The following is a 14,194-nucleotide window of genomic DNA, read 5'->3' as shown; positions in this document are numbered from 1 at the left end:
TTATTGTGGGCCCTTTCCACGAACGTCCGGATCGGATGCCAGTCGGGCGCTTCTACGATCGTCGCCTTAGACACCGCTATCATGGTCGCGCGAGTATGATTATCTACACTACGCATGACTGATCACTCCGCAAGAGACATCCGCACACGGATCGGCCATCCATTCGGCATCGATCTCGACGACAATCGACGACATTCGGCGTTCGCCGATCAGTTAGACAAAGTCTCCGATCGTGACGCGCGCCTGCGAGGACGCGGATTCTGCAATGAGGGCTCCCGTCTCGCGGTCGCGACAGATGACCTGGGAATGCACGACTAGGCGGCTTTCCCGATCGACGACAACCACGATGTCCCAAGCGACCAGCGGCGGTCGCGGAGCGATGAGCGAAAGTGTCCTGGGTTTGGTGCACATAATGCACGTCCTTCCTTTGGGGTGGAGGAGGCGCGGCTTCCGATTGCGATCGACCTCCGGTCGAAATCGTTCACCGTGCCGCGGGCAAAGCTCCGCCGTTCCCACAAACGAGCCGTTTGCGGGGTTTGCTTCGGCATCACCTTCGGGCTATGGACTGCGGTGTTGATACCCCGCGCCCACGCCCCTTCAACGGGTTCAGTGCAAATGCCGAAGGCAGCGCTCCTCACGGCGAAGACCGGGCTCGAAGCCTCCCGGTCGTCCGACGCGAAGGAGCGTCTCGCTTTTTAGCGACGCCCACGACGGTCCGTTCGCCGCGCATGTCAACGCGCGGCTCGATCATGCTCAATAGGGTTTGATGCACTCCCCCCTCGCGCCTCTACACCGCGCGCTTAAGCGCGTGCGAGGCGGCCGGTGGATTAACCAAAATCCGCCTAAGCGCAGCGATGGCCTGAGAGATTGCTCCTCGGGTCAACTTGTGCCCGAACAATCTCCAGCTCGCGTCGCCAGCGTGCGCGGACTTCAGTCGTTGAGGGAAACGGGCGGAGCCACTCCAGACGTATCGCACCGTTGGGAGACGGGATTACGAAGCTGGATCAGCTCCGGATAGGACCACGGGATGTATCACGGGAACTCCTCGGGCCGGCGGATGCCGGAAGTTGGTGCGGACTGGAAAACGCGTCGAGGAGAACTCACCTCGTTCGCCGGCGGATCCTTCCGTATCTCGGCCGACCTAGGCCTTGCGCACGAAGCGCAACGCCCTCGACGCGAGCAAAAAATGTGATCGATTTGGGGATGGACGCTCCCTATACACGCAAGCGCTCTAGACTGCAAGCGCTCTCCATTCGGTTCACTCGACGGCTAAAATTCTACGAAATCTGCCTTCATGAGTTCCTCGCGCGTCTTCTGAAGCAGAGCCCGCACGTGCTGCAGGCACGGATGGGCTCGGACCAGGCACTCGGCGATGCCGGCGGGATCGCCGGTCAGCCGGTTCGTCGCCTCCTGGGCGACGATGCGGTGGTCGCTCACCTCGGCCAGATCCGATTCTCGGCCGTTAGGGGCCCCCGCCCCCGATCATTGCCACTCGGCTACCGCGCGAGTGCCAGCGCGTATCCACACTCAGGATCTTGAGCAATCCGCAGCGGATCAGTAGTGGGCAACCACTGCAAAATCGATACTTGAGCCTCGACGTGGCTGGCGCTGCCTCTGCGCTGTCCGCCCATCTCTTCGATCAATGCGCCAAAGAAGTTCTCTGCCGTTCCGAGATCCTCCGCGCGGCCGCCTATGACCTCTGCGAACAATTCCAGTACAACACTACCGACAACTCCGGGCTCATAGGCCGTCGCAACTTCGGTCACATGCTTCAACGTAGCGGGCTGAATCGCATCAGCGGTCGAGAGCAACTTCTCGATATGGACGCGATGATCCTGCCGCCAGATACGCCTGGGCGGCGGCGATCAAGGTGAGACAATACGAGGTCTCACCTTGATCGCCGCCGCCCAAGATCGCGCCGTAATTGGGCTGCGGCGCTTTCCAAAACCCTCCCCAGCGATCTTTGCAAGCCGAACCGTCGAGATCGCTATCGCGCGGTCAATTACTGTGCGATACGACCATCGAGGCCGGGACCGGCGTACGCAGAAGGACGACGGCTGCCGCCACCGGTCAGTCGGGTCGGCCATGCGCGGCCGAAAGGAAGGGCTGACGCGTGAGCGATCCTTTCGAACTTCAGCGGTTCGTGGACGCCCAGGAGCCGGTCTACCGGCGGGTGGTCCAGAAGTTATCGCGCGGTCGGAAGACCTCGCACTGGATGTGGTTCATTTTCCCGCAGATGGCTGGTCTCGGCTTCAGCACCATGGCGCAGCGCTTCCCAATCGGCTCACACGCCGAAGCTGCCGCCTATCTGCGACATGAGGTGCTGGGACCGCGCCTGACCGAATGCACCCGGCTGGTGCTGGCGGCAAGCGACAGGTCGATTACAGAAATACTCGGATCTCCGGACGACCTTAAGTTCCGCTCGAGCATGACACTCTTCGACGCCGTCTCCACGCAGACGATCTTCGGCGAGGCCATCGCCGCCTTCTATAAGGACGGCAGGATCCCGCGAGGTTGTCGATCCTTGAGCGAGGCTAGACTCGTTGCACCGACTAAACCGTTAGCGTTCCAGGCTTGCGGGCCCCTGAGTTGGATGCCGACAGAGCATCCACCCGTCAGATCGTCAACAAACGCTGCGTGACCCGATCTATCGGAGCGTAGAGGAGACCGTCTGCTCCGATCTGAACCGGTCCCTCGCTGCGGCGCGCCCTCGCGTCAAGGCGCTGGCCGGCCAGCGACCTTCGGATGACATCCGCATCGACACCCACGAACCGGATCGAATACGGCATCGTTTGAGCGAGCGTCCGAGCCTGATCAAGCGGGAACGGCAACACGCCGAGTGGCCCAACTGGTACGCCCAGATAGGTGGCCCGGAGCTCGGAACCGGCGCGGCACTGGTTCTGCCCTTCTGCAACAGCGAGGCCATGCAGCTTCATCTCAACGAGATCGCAAGCAAGGTCAGCCCTGGCTCCCACGCCATCGTCATCCTCGATCAGGCCGGCTGGCACGGAGCGAAGGAGCTGAAGATCCCACACAACATCTCGCTGATGCCGTTGCCGCCGCGTTCGCCCGAGCTGAACAGCCAGGAGAATATCTGGCAGTTATGCGCCACAATTGGCTGTCAAACCGCGCCTTCAAATCCTATGACAACATCGTCGATCACTGCTGTTACGCCCGAAATACTCTCATCGATCAGCCGTGGAAGATCATGTCAATCGCGCTCCGCGATTGGGCCTACATCGGTCCATCAATTTAATTGGTATTAGACGCTGCTTGCCTAGCGCGCTGTCTAGCGAAGCAATTCAAGGACGGAGCCTGAATGCAATTGTATCCATCTTTCCGAAATGCATGATTGTGCTGAACAACGGCTCGCACAACACTATTCGGCGGGGCTCGTGCCGCCTACCAACAGAGGGAGGCAGGCCGCGTTCGTCGTTTCCCGAATGGGTATATTGCCGTAACCGAGAACCATGTGTCACAGCCGTGTCCGCCGACTCAAGGCCGATATAGCGCCGTTCACTGACTCTCTCGCATTTGTGTGAGACGCCTTTCGTAGATACTCAATCGTTTCTCCAATGAGAGACATCGAGAGGCACTCGGTGTCCTTTACAAAAGCGTGCCGGCCAATCCCAGTGGGTACCACTAAGTTGAGCGCGCCATCTCTGTGTTTCTTTGTGGCGTCAAACGCGCTCTCGACCAGTGATCCGTCCAGTTTTTCATGATAGATCGGCAGCCCCGCGTTAGTGAGCAGGTCAACAATGCGCAACGCCTCCCGGTCCTTTATCAACGACATTCGCGACGCCAGAATTGTGCTGAACGCGATGTCAATTGCGACGGCGAAACCGTGATGTAATTGGTAACCTGTCGCTGCTTCCAATGGATGGCTTAAGGTGTGACCAAAATCGACCGCACGTTCCAATGTCACCGTCTCGAAAGGGTTCTCGCTCAGCTGAGCAAGCATTCCCGAAATCGACCGCCTCAGGACCTTCTTTGCGACAACCTCTGGTTCCTGAAATCGCGTGCGCGTCAGATCGGTGACCGCCGCCTCAACATCCTCGAACAACGCACTATCACACACGCACGCAAGCTTCACGATCTCGGCGATGCCCTGAAGGATGCCATCTCCGCTGAGGGTTCTAAGGAACGTCGGTACGACAGCAACCGCTTTAGGCGGGTAAAAGCATCCGATGTAACTCTTGAGGACGCCAAAATTAACACCGCCCTTGAGCCCGATGCCCGCGTCCACCTGCCCGATTAGGGTGGTCGGAATCCGCACATGAGATATACCCCGACGCAGAAGAGACGCGGCGAGACCAACGATGTCGGAGCACACGCCGCCGCCGATCGAAACAAGAACACCGCGGCGATCGATATCCGCTTCTTCGGCCTGACGACAGACGGCCATGACGGCATCAATAGATTTTGTTGTTTCGTCGCATGCCAGCACGAACACACGCGGCTCGACGTCTAGCACCGACCAACAAGCGCTGAGCTGCTGCGAATAAAGGCGATGAACAGTCGGCGTCATAACGACGAGGATACGATGGTCGCTTAGATGAGTCTCAATCCATCGCGTGAAAGAGACTGAATTAACATCCTCAAAGAGTTCGACTCCAAAACGGCAAGAGCGGCTCGCTTCGAGCCTTAGTTCAAGCTGCTGCACGGTGACGTCGGAATGCTCAGTGGGATGCTCAGTCGGCGAAGCGGCCCGCGATAATTTCATGTCGACCTCCTACTAGTCCCCAAACCTGCGAATTCTTTCGGTCTGTCGCCGAGATGTGAATGCTTTCGGTCTGTCGCCGAGAAATGAGCCTTGTCACCAAGGCTCGTCCGATGGTGGCGCGTCCTGACAGCTGCGAGCGAAGGTACCTTTGGACGCCGGCCGCGCGGCTCGGCACGTGCCGTCGTTCAAACAATCGGCTATGGATCTGACGCGTTCCTGAGTGTTTTCGAACCTCTATGAAGGGCCTAGCACCAGCACCAAGCACACTTCCTTGCGCTTGTTCGTCGACACGCAGAGTGGAGAGGATGTCAGCCATACTGGCGGACCTACTGTGAAACAGCAGTTCCCCACAGCCTGCATGGTATTCCGACAGGAGATCGTACATGTTGGAGGCGTTTGATACCGATGTCCAAAGTCACTCACAATAGACTTCATCTAACCAGACTCCATCTAATCAAGTTTGATCCTCAACGACATGCGGGGGCAACGGAAGCATTTCGCTCGCCGGATAGGCACGCTCTACCACAGAACGGCCAAGCGCTAGCTCGTGCATGGATCCTGCTTCAGTTGACCAGATCTTGAGAGCTTCGGCACCTACAAGTTTTGGTAGACGGAGTCCCAAAGTGGCAGGCGAACCCTATCGCGATTCTTGGTAATGGCATTCGAGCTCTCAGCCGGCCGTCGCTGCTGCTTCGTGATCGGAATCCGATGCCGCGGCGCGGCGAGTGGCCGAAAGCTAAGAACATTAACTAGGCCCCCTGCATCAATTATTGGAGAGCCCCATATGATTTCGATGCGCGGAAAGATTGCGATTGTCACAGGCGGCACGCAGGGGCTTGGTGCGGCGATCGCTAAGCTCTTTGCCGAACGTGACGCGAAAGGCATCGTAACGTGCGGTCGTGACGAGATGATGGGGCGCGCAAGGGCCGATGAGATCGCCAGGGCCACAGGTGTAGCCGTCATGTATGTGCGCGCTGACCTCGCGAAGATTGAGGATTGCGCGAAAGTCGTCGCTGAAGCCGACACGGCCTTCGGGCGCGTCGACGCCCTGGTAAACGCCGCGGGCGATACGAGCCGTGGCACTATCATCGATACAAAGCCCGAACTGTTCGACCGAATATTCGCCGTTAACGCGCGTGCGCCATTTCTTTTGATGCAGGACACGATCAAGCTCATGCGCCGCGACAAAGTGCAGGGCACGATCGTCAATATCTCCTCAATGTCGGCCATGGGTGGTCAGCCCTTCATCGCTGCATATTGCGCTTCGAAGGGCGCGCTCGACACAATGACGCGTAACACTGCTTATGCGTTGCTGCGTAATCGCATCCGCGTAAATGGGCTCAACATCGGTTGGATGGCTTCGGAAGGCGAGCTCAACACGCAGCGGGTTTATCATGGTCAGCTGGAGAACTGGCTCGAAGTAGCTGCCGCGAGACAACCCTTCGCTCGACTGCTCGATCCCACTGAGGTAGCGCGAGTTGTTGCGTTCTTGTCTTGCGATGAGTCGGGAATGATGACGGGAGCAACGATCAACTTCGACCAAAGCATCTGGGGCGCCTACGATACGTCACCGCAACCGAAAACGCCGCTCTGATCACGCAAGACTTTGTCAACCTTCCGTGGCTGCAATCTCATCATCGTAGGCGTAACTCGATCACATAAACCCGGTGGCGTGTCGCCGCCCGCTCGTCATCCGGCAATCACGGCACGCTAACAAGTCGGCCGTGAACAAGGCTCTAAGCGATTGAGCAGGAGTCTGGTTTCGGGTTTTAGAGGCGTTTGAGATTGCAGGGATTTGGGGCTTGAGGCCTCCAAATCCTGCAAATTGGTTTTTGGAGTTCCCTTTTGCTGTGAGCCGTGATTCTGTGGTGCATCGGAGAGGACGATGTGACCGAAGAAGCACAAGACGATGGGGTCAAATGATCTGTTCCGGGCGCGGCTGGACCAGATCATCAACATGAAGCACGAGCTGGTCCCGCTCGTCGGCGAGGTCGACTCGGACTGGATCGACGGCGAGATCGCTCCGCTCTACAGCGAGAACGGCCGGCCCGGCATCGAGACCCGCTTCATGATCGGGCTTTTGCTGCTCAAGCACATTTACGGGCTGTCCGATGAGGGGGTGTGCGAGGCTGGGTCCGCGATCCGTATTTCCAGTTCTTCACCGGCGAAGAGTTCTTCCAGCACACCTTCCCGCACGAGCGCTCGGACCTGAGCCATTGGCGCAAGCGGTCGGCAACAAGCTGGAGCTGCTGCTGGCTGAGAGCCTGCGGGTGGCGCACGCGGCCGGCGCATTGCGCAGCCAGGACCTCAAGCGAGTCAGAGCCGACACGGTGCAGCCGAAGGCCATCACCTTTCCGACCGATGCCAAGCTCTTGCATGCGCACCCTCGGCGCGGCGGGGAGCGACAGCGCGAGCCGCAACCCTTATCCGCTCAAACGCCGCTGTCGGACATCGCAGCTGTCTCAATTGCCGACAAGAGCGCCGCGCGACGATCCTGAGCTGTTGCGCTTCGAGCGTCGCGATAGATCATCAGGCGTGCACTGTGATCGCGCCGTGTCTCTTCCTGGCGGCATCGGCGTGAACGCAGTGGGATCAGCGGCCGTAGCTCTGCGATTGACGGGCGAACGACCCGGCACGGTGGCTATGCCGTCAGCCAACGCATCCGCAAGCGCATCGAGGAGGCATTTGGCTGGATCAAGAAGATCCCCGGGCGAGAGAAGACCAGCTTCCGTGGCCGTGATCGCGTCGCATGGGCCTTTACCTTCGCCGCCACCGCCTGCAATCTGGTGCGGCTGCCCAAGCTGATCCGCGGAGGCCGGCTAATGGCCAAGGTGCCCGGCTTCGCCAAGGCCTTTGTCGGCCGCTGGCGCATCGTCGAGATGGACGTCTGGGACAGCGACGTCCTCGATCTTGTCGAAGAGGCACAACTCACCTTTAAGGCTTTAAGGGCAAGTCCGACGGCAAAATCGCCTTTGGGGCTCTTAAGGGCTTCCTGGACGTGCGTAGTCTGACTGAGTCACAAAACCGCAGGCTTTATGCGGCCGGAATCAGCGATGGTTGAAGCATGGAATGTTCCGGCGCCGCTACGGAGGCCGCTCCTGCGGCCTGGCATATTGGCCATTAAACAGCGGGCTACCAACAATCCGACTTGATCTGGATCAAGGACCGTTACTTTTCAGGTACCGCACTGACCACACGATGGTCGATTGTCCATGTCGGCTCCGGGTCTCTCGAAAACAGACATCCCAGATTCTATGGGTACACGCGCCAATCCGCTCTACGCAGCTTCGATCTCACCCATATTTCAACTTCATGAACAAGATAGCGCCAGCGAGCACCATCGTGATGGCGTTGGCGGCGACCAGCGGGGCGTCGCCAGAGAGCAGGCCGTAGATGAGCCAGAGCGCCAAGCCCAGCACCATGACCAGGAACATGCTGAGCGAGATGTCGCGCGCCGATCGGGTCTTCCAGACCTTGATGAACTGCGGCGCGTAGGCGACGGTGGTGCAGGTGGCGGCAGCAAAGCCGATCAGCTTGATCGCGCAGGGTTCCATGTCCGCTCTATAACATGGATTCGGTGGTGATCATGGCAAGAGCCTTTCTTTTTCGTTCCGATCGGAACGGAAAAGGCTCTAGGCGGTGTGGGCGCTTATCGCATCCATAGGACGATGGCAGCGAGAGTGACTACGGCTCGGTAATTTCTGGCGGTCTTTTCGAAGCGGGTTGCGACGCGACGGAACTGCTTGAGCTTACTGAAGCAGCATTCCACGAGATGGCGCTGGGCATAGAGATGTTTGTCGAGCTGATATTTGAGGGCTCGCGAGGGGTTGTTGGGCCTGATCGGTTGCCATGGATTCGATTACACAAGTTTTGTGCTGATTTGTCGAAGGTTGCATCTCTCAGTGCTGACGTAATAGCTTTGCTCGATCGGCGGCTTGAGGGCATGGTCTTGGCTGCATTTCGGGTTTAACTTTGCTACCGCACCCGAGCGGTACTGCCCCCCGCTGACGACTCGACAGGCCGCACTGGCTGTTGATGGAAGCAACAACGTCCGCTTGAAGGGGCAAGACGAGAAAGATGACCATGAGCGAATACGAGGCCTGGATCGCTCGCCAAAACATCGAGCTTTCTTACGAGCAGCTAAGGACTTCCCGCGACAAAAACCATCGCAAGATTCTGCGTCGTCTGAAGGCCGAGCGGAGGCAAGACCGGAGCAGATGAACGCGCAATTCGCCGCGTCTCGCGATCACGGGCCAGAGAACCACAACAATGATGCTGCTCGGACGAATTCGTTGGGCCGCTGGGGGCGTATCCATTTTGATGCAAGGAGAAGCCGTATGGCGAATATGATGAAAGCCGCCGTTCTCAACGAGCTCGGCAAGCCCCTGGTGATCGAGGAGGTGCCGGTGCCCGAGCCTGGTCCCGACCAGATACTGGTTCGGATCGCGGCAACCGGAGTCTGTCACACGGATTTGCATGCAGTAAAGGGCGACTGGCCGGTCAAGCCGACACCGCCGTTCATTCCCGGTCACGAAGGCGTCGGCACAGTCGTCGGTATCGGCCGGTCGGTGAAGCGCGTCAGGGAGGGCGACCGCGTCGGCATCCCCTGGCTGCACACGGCCTGCGGCTATTGCCCCCATTGCCGCACAGGTTGGGAAACGCTCTGCGCTTCGCAGAAGAATACCGGCTATTCGGTGAACGGCAGCTTCGCCGAATATGCGCTCGCCGATCCCAACTATGTGGGCCGGTTGCCCGAGGGGCTCCACTGGGGACCGGCGGCGCCCGTGCTCTGTGCCGGCGTCACCGTTTACAAGGGACTGAAGGAAACCGAGGTCAGGCCCGGAGAGTGGGTCGCGATTTCGGGGATCGGCGGCCTCGGCCACATGGCGGTGCAATATGCCAAAGCGATGGGCATGCATGTCGCTGCAATTGACATTCATCCCGACAAGCTGGCGCTCGCGAAGAAGCTCGGCGCCGAGATCACCATTGACGCACGGGAAACCGACCCGGCGGAACTACAGAAGCGGATCGGCGGCGTCCATGGCGCGCTCGTCACGGCCGTTTCGCCGACTGCCTTTGAGCAGACCTTCGGGGCGCTGCGCTCGCACGGCACGATGGCACTAGTCGGCCTGCCGCCTGGCAGATTCGCCATGCCGATCTTCGAGACGGTGTTGAAGCGCATTACAGTCCGCGGCTCGATCGTCGGCACCCGCCAAGATCTCGACGAGGCGCTGGACTTCGCCGGCGACGGCGCTGTCGCCGCGCACTTCTCGTGGGACAAGCTCGACAACATCAATGCGATCTTCGCCCGCATGGAACAAAGCGGCATCGACGGGCGTATCGTCCTGCAGCTCAATTGAAGATGTCCGGCCGTCAATGCCAGCCGTAAGCAGGCTTCACATGACACCTAGTACCTCTGCACGGTGAATTTGACCGGTTGAATGCTGGATCAGAGTAGGTCCGGCAGCTGGTTGGGATCAACGAGCGGTTCGATGCTGCGGGGTGTCCTCGGCTGCCTTCGGGTCAGGCCTGCCTGTTCGAGCGCCAGCACGATCTAATGAACCGATGGTGGGCTGAAGCGAAAGTATTCCTGCATGTCGGTTTCGGCCGGCGACCGGCGGTGCAACCGCGTGTACAGGTGGATGTAGGCCAGATATTGGCCCTGCTTGGCGGTGAGGGTTTTTCCCGAGCGACTCACGTCGGCATCCGATTCAACTGTGATCCGTGCCTCAACGCGAGGAGGCACGGATGAATGTACGCTATCGGGTCGAACTGAGCCAAAGCGAGCGCGCGGAACTGATGCAGCTTACGTGCGGCGGCAGGCAGGCGGCGCGCAAGCTCAAGCGAGCCCAGATCCTGCTGGCAGCGGACGCCGGGGTAAGCAACGAGGACATCGCCACAAGTGTCGGGGTTGGCGGCTCGACGGACCAAGCAGCGCTTTGTCGAAGGCAACCTGGAACGGGCGCTGAGCGAAGAGCCGCGTCCCGGAGCAGAGCGCAAGCTCAACGGCAAGGAAGAAGCCATGCTGGTGGCGACCGCCTGCTCGAAAGCCTTGGCCTTGAGATCTATTTCAAAGGTTGGAGGTCCTTCGGTTACGCGGAAGCCCAGCGGAAGTCGCCCTTGGCCACTCGGCGGCCGCCGGCCGCGGTGGCCTCGAAGACACCGACCTCGACTGTCGAGGAACCGGCATTGAACGTGAGTAGCAGATCGTCGCTCATAACGACCGCAGTCCCTTCACCGCGCTCGGCTCTGCTACCAGCTTCGCGAGCGCCGCGGACGCGATCCGCGCGGTCAGAGAATCTGCCCGGCTGGTCAGCACGATCGGGACGCGAGCACCAAGCACGAGGCCGGCAGCGGTCGCGCCGGCAAAATAGATCAACTGCTTGGCCAGCATGTTTCCTGCCTCGAGATCGGGCACTAGCAGGATGTCGGCGCGGCCCGCGACCGGCGAGACGATGCCCTTGGTCCGGGCCGCATCGGGGCTGATAGCATTGTCGAAGGCGAGCGGCCCATCGACCTTGGCGCCACTGATCTGGCCGCGCGAGGCCATCACGGTGAGCGCGGCGGCATCGAGTGTTGCCGGCATCTTGAGATTGACCGTTTCGACGGCGGCCAGCACCGCGACCAGCGGCTCTTCCATGCCCAGCGTATGCAGGAGGTCGATGGCGTTCTGGCAGATGTCACGCTTTTCCTCTAGAGTCGGCCGGATGTTGATCGCCGCGTCGGTGACGATGAGCGGCTTCGCATAGGCTGGAACGTCCATGGCATAGACGTGGCTGATCCGCCGCTCGGTCCTTAGCCCAGAACCGGACGCGACGACCGCGCCCAGCAACTCGTCGGTATGCAGGCTGCCCTTCACCAACACCGATACCTTGCCGGCAACCGCGAGTTCGACCGCGCGCGCCGCCGCGGCATGGCTGTGCGCCACTCCCTCGATCGTGATGCCGTCCAACGAGACCTGCGCCATTTCGGCGGCCGCGTGAATCTTCGCCACCGGTCCGATCAACAGCGGCTCGAGCAGCCCCTCATCCCGAACCTCGATGGCAGCGAGGATCGCTTCCGGCGAGCACGGATGCACGATGGCTGCGCTGATCACTGGCCGGCTTCGGGCGTCCTTCACGAACGCCTCGTAGCGGTCGTGCCGCCGGAGCGAGACGTCGGGCAGCCTCGTCCGGGGCCATTCGATTGTGTAGTCAGGAGCAATCACGGTCGCGGTGCCCGTCAGGACCTGATAGCCCGTCTTGTTGGTACAGACGGTGTCGAGCAACACGACGTGATTTTCCGGCCGCTTCTCCCTGACAGTAACCGTTGCGGTGACCGTGTCGCCAGGCGCGACCGGCTTGAGAAATTTCAGATTCTGCTCGAGATAGATCGTGCCGGGACCGGGCAGCTTCGTACCCAGCACCGCCGAGATCAGTGAGCCTGTCCACATCCCGTGTGCAACGATGTGACCGAAAAGATCCGTAGCGGCGAACGTCGCGTCTAGATGCGCCGGGTTCGCGTCACCCGATACGGCTGCAAAAAGATCGATGTCGTCGCGTCCGATGATGCGCACCAGCGAAGCGGTATCGCCCACTTGCAGTTCGTCGAAAGTCCGGTTCTGGAGGAACGCCTCGTCCATACGCATCACCGCTGGAAGATATAGGTGCCGGGCGCTTTCTCGATTGGGACGTTGCCCTTCCCGGCGGCTCCCATCACCGGCGGCAGGACGCGCTCCGGTGCGGAATGGCTGACGAGCCATTCCGCCCAACCCACCCACCATGATCCGTCTTTCGGCACGGTCGCAGCAGCCCATTCGTCCGGGCCGAGACAGGAATCGGTGGTGCGCTTCAGGGCGATGCGAAAGTGTCGCCCGGAGCGGCCGGGCTCGCTAACGATGCCGGCATTGTGCCCGCCGCTCGTCAGCACGAAGGTTACGTCGGTATCGGTGAGATAGTGTATCTTGTAGACGGATCGCCATGGTGCCACATGGTCGCGTTCCGTACCGACGACGAACATCGGCGCACGGATGTTCTGGAGCGCAGCCGGGCGCCCTCCAACCATGAAACGGCCAGCCGCAAGTTCGTTGTCGAGATAAAGCCGCTGTAAATACTCCGCATGCATCTTGTAAGGCATGCGGGTGGAGTCTGCGTTCCAGGCCATGAGATCGATCATCGGCGAGCGCTCGCCCATCAGGTAATCATGGACAAGCCGCGACCAGATGAGATCATTGGTGCGCAAAAGCGAAAAGGCTCCCGCCATCTGATCGGCGGAAAGATAGCCCCTGTTCCACATCATGCTGTCGAGCAAATGCATCTGGCTGTGGTCGACGAAGAGCGCGAGTTCGCCGGGTTCGGTGAAATCCGTCTGGGCGGCGAATAGAGTGATGGACGCCAGTCGTTTATCGTCCGTGCGCGCCATGCCGGCCGCCGCGATCGATAGAAGCGTCCCTCCCAGGCAGTATCCGGTTGCATGGATCTTGCGGTCAGGAACGATGACGTTAACGGCATCGATTGCCGCCATGATCCCCGACCGCCGGTAATCGTCCATCGTGAGATCACGGTCCTCGGCGGTCGGATTGCGCCATGAGATGCAAAAAACTGTATGGCCCCTCCCGACAAGGTAGCGGACGAGTGAATTCTGCGGTGACAGATCGAGGATGTAGTATTTCATGATCCAGGCCGGCACGATCAGTACTGGCTCGGCCAACACTGTCTCCGTCGTCGCTGCATACTGGATCAGCTCAATGAGATGGTTTCGGTAGACGACCTTGCCGGGCGTGACAGCGACATCCCTCCCAGGGAGGAAATCCTCGGTGCCCACAGGCGGCTGCCCCGCGGCAAGTCGGGTTACGTCCTCCAGCCAGTTCTGCCCGCCTTGAACGAAGTTCGCCCCGCCGGTCTCGATCGTCTTCCCGACCACTTCGGGATTAGTGAAGGGATTGTTGGACGGCGAGAATATGTCGAGGAACTGCCGCGCGGAAAAGGACACCACGTCCTCATGATGCGGCATGACACCGGGCACTTCGTGCGTGACGTTGTGCCACCATTGCTGATTGAGCAGAAACGCCTGAGCCCAGAAACTGAAAGGTTGTATCTGCCATCCCTCTGCGCGAAACCGATAATCGCCGAGCAACGGCTCGATGCACGGGGGGGCGTCGGGATGAACGCCCGCTGCGGCGAGATAAGACAGCAGCCGGCTTGCCTTACGCGACGCTTTGTCGACGAGTTCTAGGCGCTTGCCCGGAGCCGATGAGAGGTGAATCGCCCAATCGATGAAAGCGAGGGCAAGCGAAGCCGGCGAAAGTCCCGCTGTCGACTGTGCGGTAAGAGCTTCGCGTATCCGGTCAATCGTTCGGAAAGTTTCGCTGCCAACACTCTCGTCGGCTCGCGCCAGCTCCTTCGACGGGGCAGTCGACCCGGCCCGTGTCGAAATGGAAGGCGTCCGGACCTTTACCGGCTCGAGCGATGTTGCGGTACTCATTAGTAAATC

10 protein-coding genes and 6 pseudogenes are annotated in these 14,194 nt (G+C 60.1%); 8 read left to right on the top strand and 8 right to left on the bottom strand.

The window, feature by feature from the left end:
* Positions 1–1,269: 1,269 nt before the first annotated feature.
* The gene (locus tag CK489_RS41370) at positions 1,270–1,437 is read right to left on the bottom strand and encodes a hypothetical protein (RefSeq protein WP_157348789.1); all 168 of its coding nucleotides are present in this window, start codon (positions 1,435–1,437) and stop codon (positions 1,270–1,272) included.
* Between the two features lie 59 nt (positions 1,438–1,496).
* Positions 1,497–1,811, bottom strand: coding sequence for a hypothetical protein (locus tag CK489_RS16580; RefSeq protein WP_095732991.1), 315 nt, complete (start codon positions 1,809–1,811; stop codon positions 1,497–1,499).
* Positions 1,812–2,113: 302 nt separating this feature from the next.
* Here CK489_RS16580 and CK489_RS16575 point away from each other — a divergent pair, with 302 nt between their 5' ends.
* Positions 2,114–2,641: a DUF1810 domain-containing protein gene (locus tag CK489_RS16575; protein ID WP_095732990.1), complete on the top strand. Its 528-nt coding sequence runs from the start codon at positions 2,114–2,116 to the stop codon at positions 2,639–2,641.
* 229 nt (positions 2,642–2,870) lie between these two features.
* Positions 2,871–3,256 (top strand): annotated as a pseudogene (locus tag CK489_RS16570) (transposase); the annotation flags it as partial.
* Between the two features lie 219 nt (positions 3,257–3,475).
* On the opposite strand, the gene CK489_RS16565 reads toward CK489_RS16570, so the two are convergent.
* Positions 3,476–4,723 (bottom strand): sedoheptulose 7-phosphate cyclase, encoded by a 1,248-nt coding sequence (locus tag CK489_RS16565; RefSeq protein WP_094194053.1) that lies wholly within the window; start codon positions 4,721–4,723, stop codon positions 3,476–3,478.
* Positions 4,724–5,507: 784 nt separating this feature from the next.
* Between CK489_RS16565 and CK489_RS16560 the strand changes: the two genes are divergently transcribed.
* The 4 genes and pseudogenes from CK489_RS16560 to CK489_RS16545 all read left to right on the top strand — a co-directional run.
* Positions 5,508–6,317, top strand: coding sequence for an SDR family oxidoreductase (locus CK489_RS16560; RefSeq protein ID WP_050629308.1), 810 nt, complete (start codon positions 5,508–5,510; stop codon positions 6,315–6,317).
* Positions 6,318–6,632: 315 nt separating this feature from the next.
* Positions 6,633–7,104 (top strand): annotated as a pseudogene (locus CK489_RS16555) (transposase); the annotation flags it as partial.
* Between the two features lie 216 nt (positions 7,105–7,320).
* Positions 7,321–7,530 (top strand): annotated as a pseudogene (locus CK489_RS16550) (transposase); the annotation flags it as partial.
* 15 nt (positions 7,531–7,545) lie between these two features.
* Positions 7,546–7,727, top strand: a pseudogene (locus CK489_RS16545) (hypothetical protein); the annotation flags it as partial.
* 289 nt (positions 7,728–8,016) lie between these two features.
* On the opposite strand, the gene CK489_RS16540 reads toward CK489_RS16545, so the two are convergent.
* Both CK489_RS16540 and CK489_RS16535 read right to left on the bottom strand, forming a co-directional pair.
* Positions 8,017–8,277, bottom strand: a complete 261-nt coding sequence (locus CK489_RS16540) for a SemiSWEET transporter (protein ID WP_050629309.1) — start codon at positions 8,275–8,277, stop codon at positions 8,017–8,019.
* A 95-nt stretch (positions 8,278–8,372) separates the two neighbouring features.
* Positions 8,373–8,558, bottom strand: a pseudogene (locus CK489_RS16535) (transposase); the annotation flags it as partial.
* Positions 8,559–9,060: 502 nt separating this feature from the next.
* Between CK489_RS16535 and CK489_RS16530 the strand changes: the two are divergent.
* Both CK489_RS16530 and CK489_RS16520 read left to right on the top strand, forming a co-directional pair.
* Entirely contained in the window at positions 9,061–10,083 is a 1,023-nt protein-coding gene (locus CK489_RS16530; RefSeq protein WP_050629310.1) for a zinc-dependent alcohol dehydrogenase, read from the top strand.
* A 388-nt stretch (positions 10,084–10,471) separates the two neighbouring features.
* Positions 10,472–10,790, top strand: a pseudogene (locus CK489_RS16520) (IS630 family transposase); the annotation flags it as partial.
* Positions 10,791–10,815: 25 nt separating this feature from the next.
* Here the strand turns inward: CK489_RS16520 and CK489_RS42630 are convergent.
* The 3 genes from CK489_RS42630 to CK489_RS16510 are packed head-to-tail and all read right to left on the bottom strand — an operon-like array spanning position 10,816 to position 14,185.
* Entirely contained in the window at positions 10,816–10,941 is a 126-nt protein-coding gene (locus tag CK489_RS42630; RefSeq protein ID WP_283806290.1) for a hypothetical protein, read from the bottom strand.
* Positions 10,938–12,344, bottom strand: a complete 1,407-nt coding sequence (locus CK489_RS16515) for a bifunctional enoyl-CoA hydratase/phosphate acetyltransferase (protein ID WP_050629311.1) — start codon at positions 12,342–12,344, stop codon at positions 10,938–10,940. Before CK489_RS16515 ends, CK489_RS42630 begins: the two co-directional genes overlap by 4 nt.
* A 5-nt stretch (positions 12,345–12,349) precedes the next feature.
* Positions 12,350–14,185: a PHA/PHB synthase family protein gene (locus CK489_RS16510; protein WP_094194054.1), complete on the bottom strand. Its 1,836-nt coding sequence runs from the start codon at positions 14,183–14,185 to the stop codon at positions 12,350–12,352.
* Positions 14,186–14,194: the final 9 nt, after the last annotated feature.

Source organism: Bradyrhizobium sp. UFLA03-84 (assembly GCF_002289535.1).
Taxonomy (GTDB): Bacteria; Pseudomonadota; Alphaproteobacteria; order Rhizobiales; family Xanthobacteraceae; genus Bradyrhizobium; species Bradyrhizobium viridifuturi.
Note: the sequence above shows the minus strand (reverse complement) of the source record. Positions and strands in the feature narration are given on the sequence as shown.

Bases quoted from the DNA above. Each gene is read 5' to 3' on its own strand.
- CK489_RS16530 (WP_050629310.1), top strand. From the start codon at position 9,061: ATGGCGAATATGATGAAAGCCGCCGTTCTCAACGAGCTCGGCAAGCCC.
- CK489_RS42630 (WP_283806290.1), bottom strand. From the start codon at position 10,941: ATGAGCGACGATCTGCTACTCACGTTCAATGCCGGTTCCTCGACAGTC.
- CK489_RS16560 (WP_050629308.1), top strand. From the start codon at position 5,508: ATGATTTCGATGCGCGGAAAGATTGCGATTGTCACAGGCGGCACGCAG.
- CK489_RS16540 (WP_050629309.1), bottom strand. From the start codon at position 8,277: ATGGAACCCTGCGCGATCAAGCTGATCGGCTTTGCTGCCGCCACCTGC.
- CK489_RS16565 (WP_094194053.1), bottom strand. From the start codon at position 4,723: ATGAAATTATCGCGGGCCGCTTCGCCGACTGAGCATCCCACTGAGCAT.
- CK489_RS16510 (WP_094194054.1), bottom strand. From the start codon at position 14,185: ATGAGTACCGCAACATCGCTCGAGCCGGTAAAGGTCCGGACGCCTTCC.
- CK489_RS16515 (WP_050629311.1), bottom strand. From the start codon at position 12,344: ATGGACGAGGCGTTCCTCCAGAACCGGACTTTCGACGAACTGCAAGTG.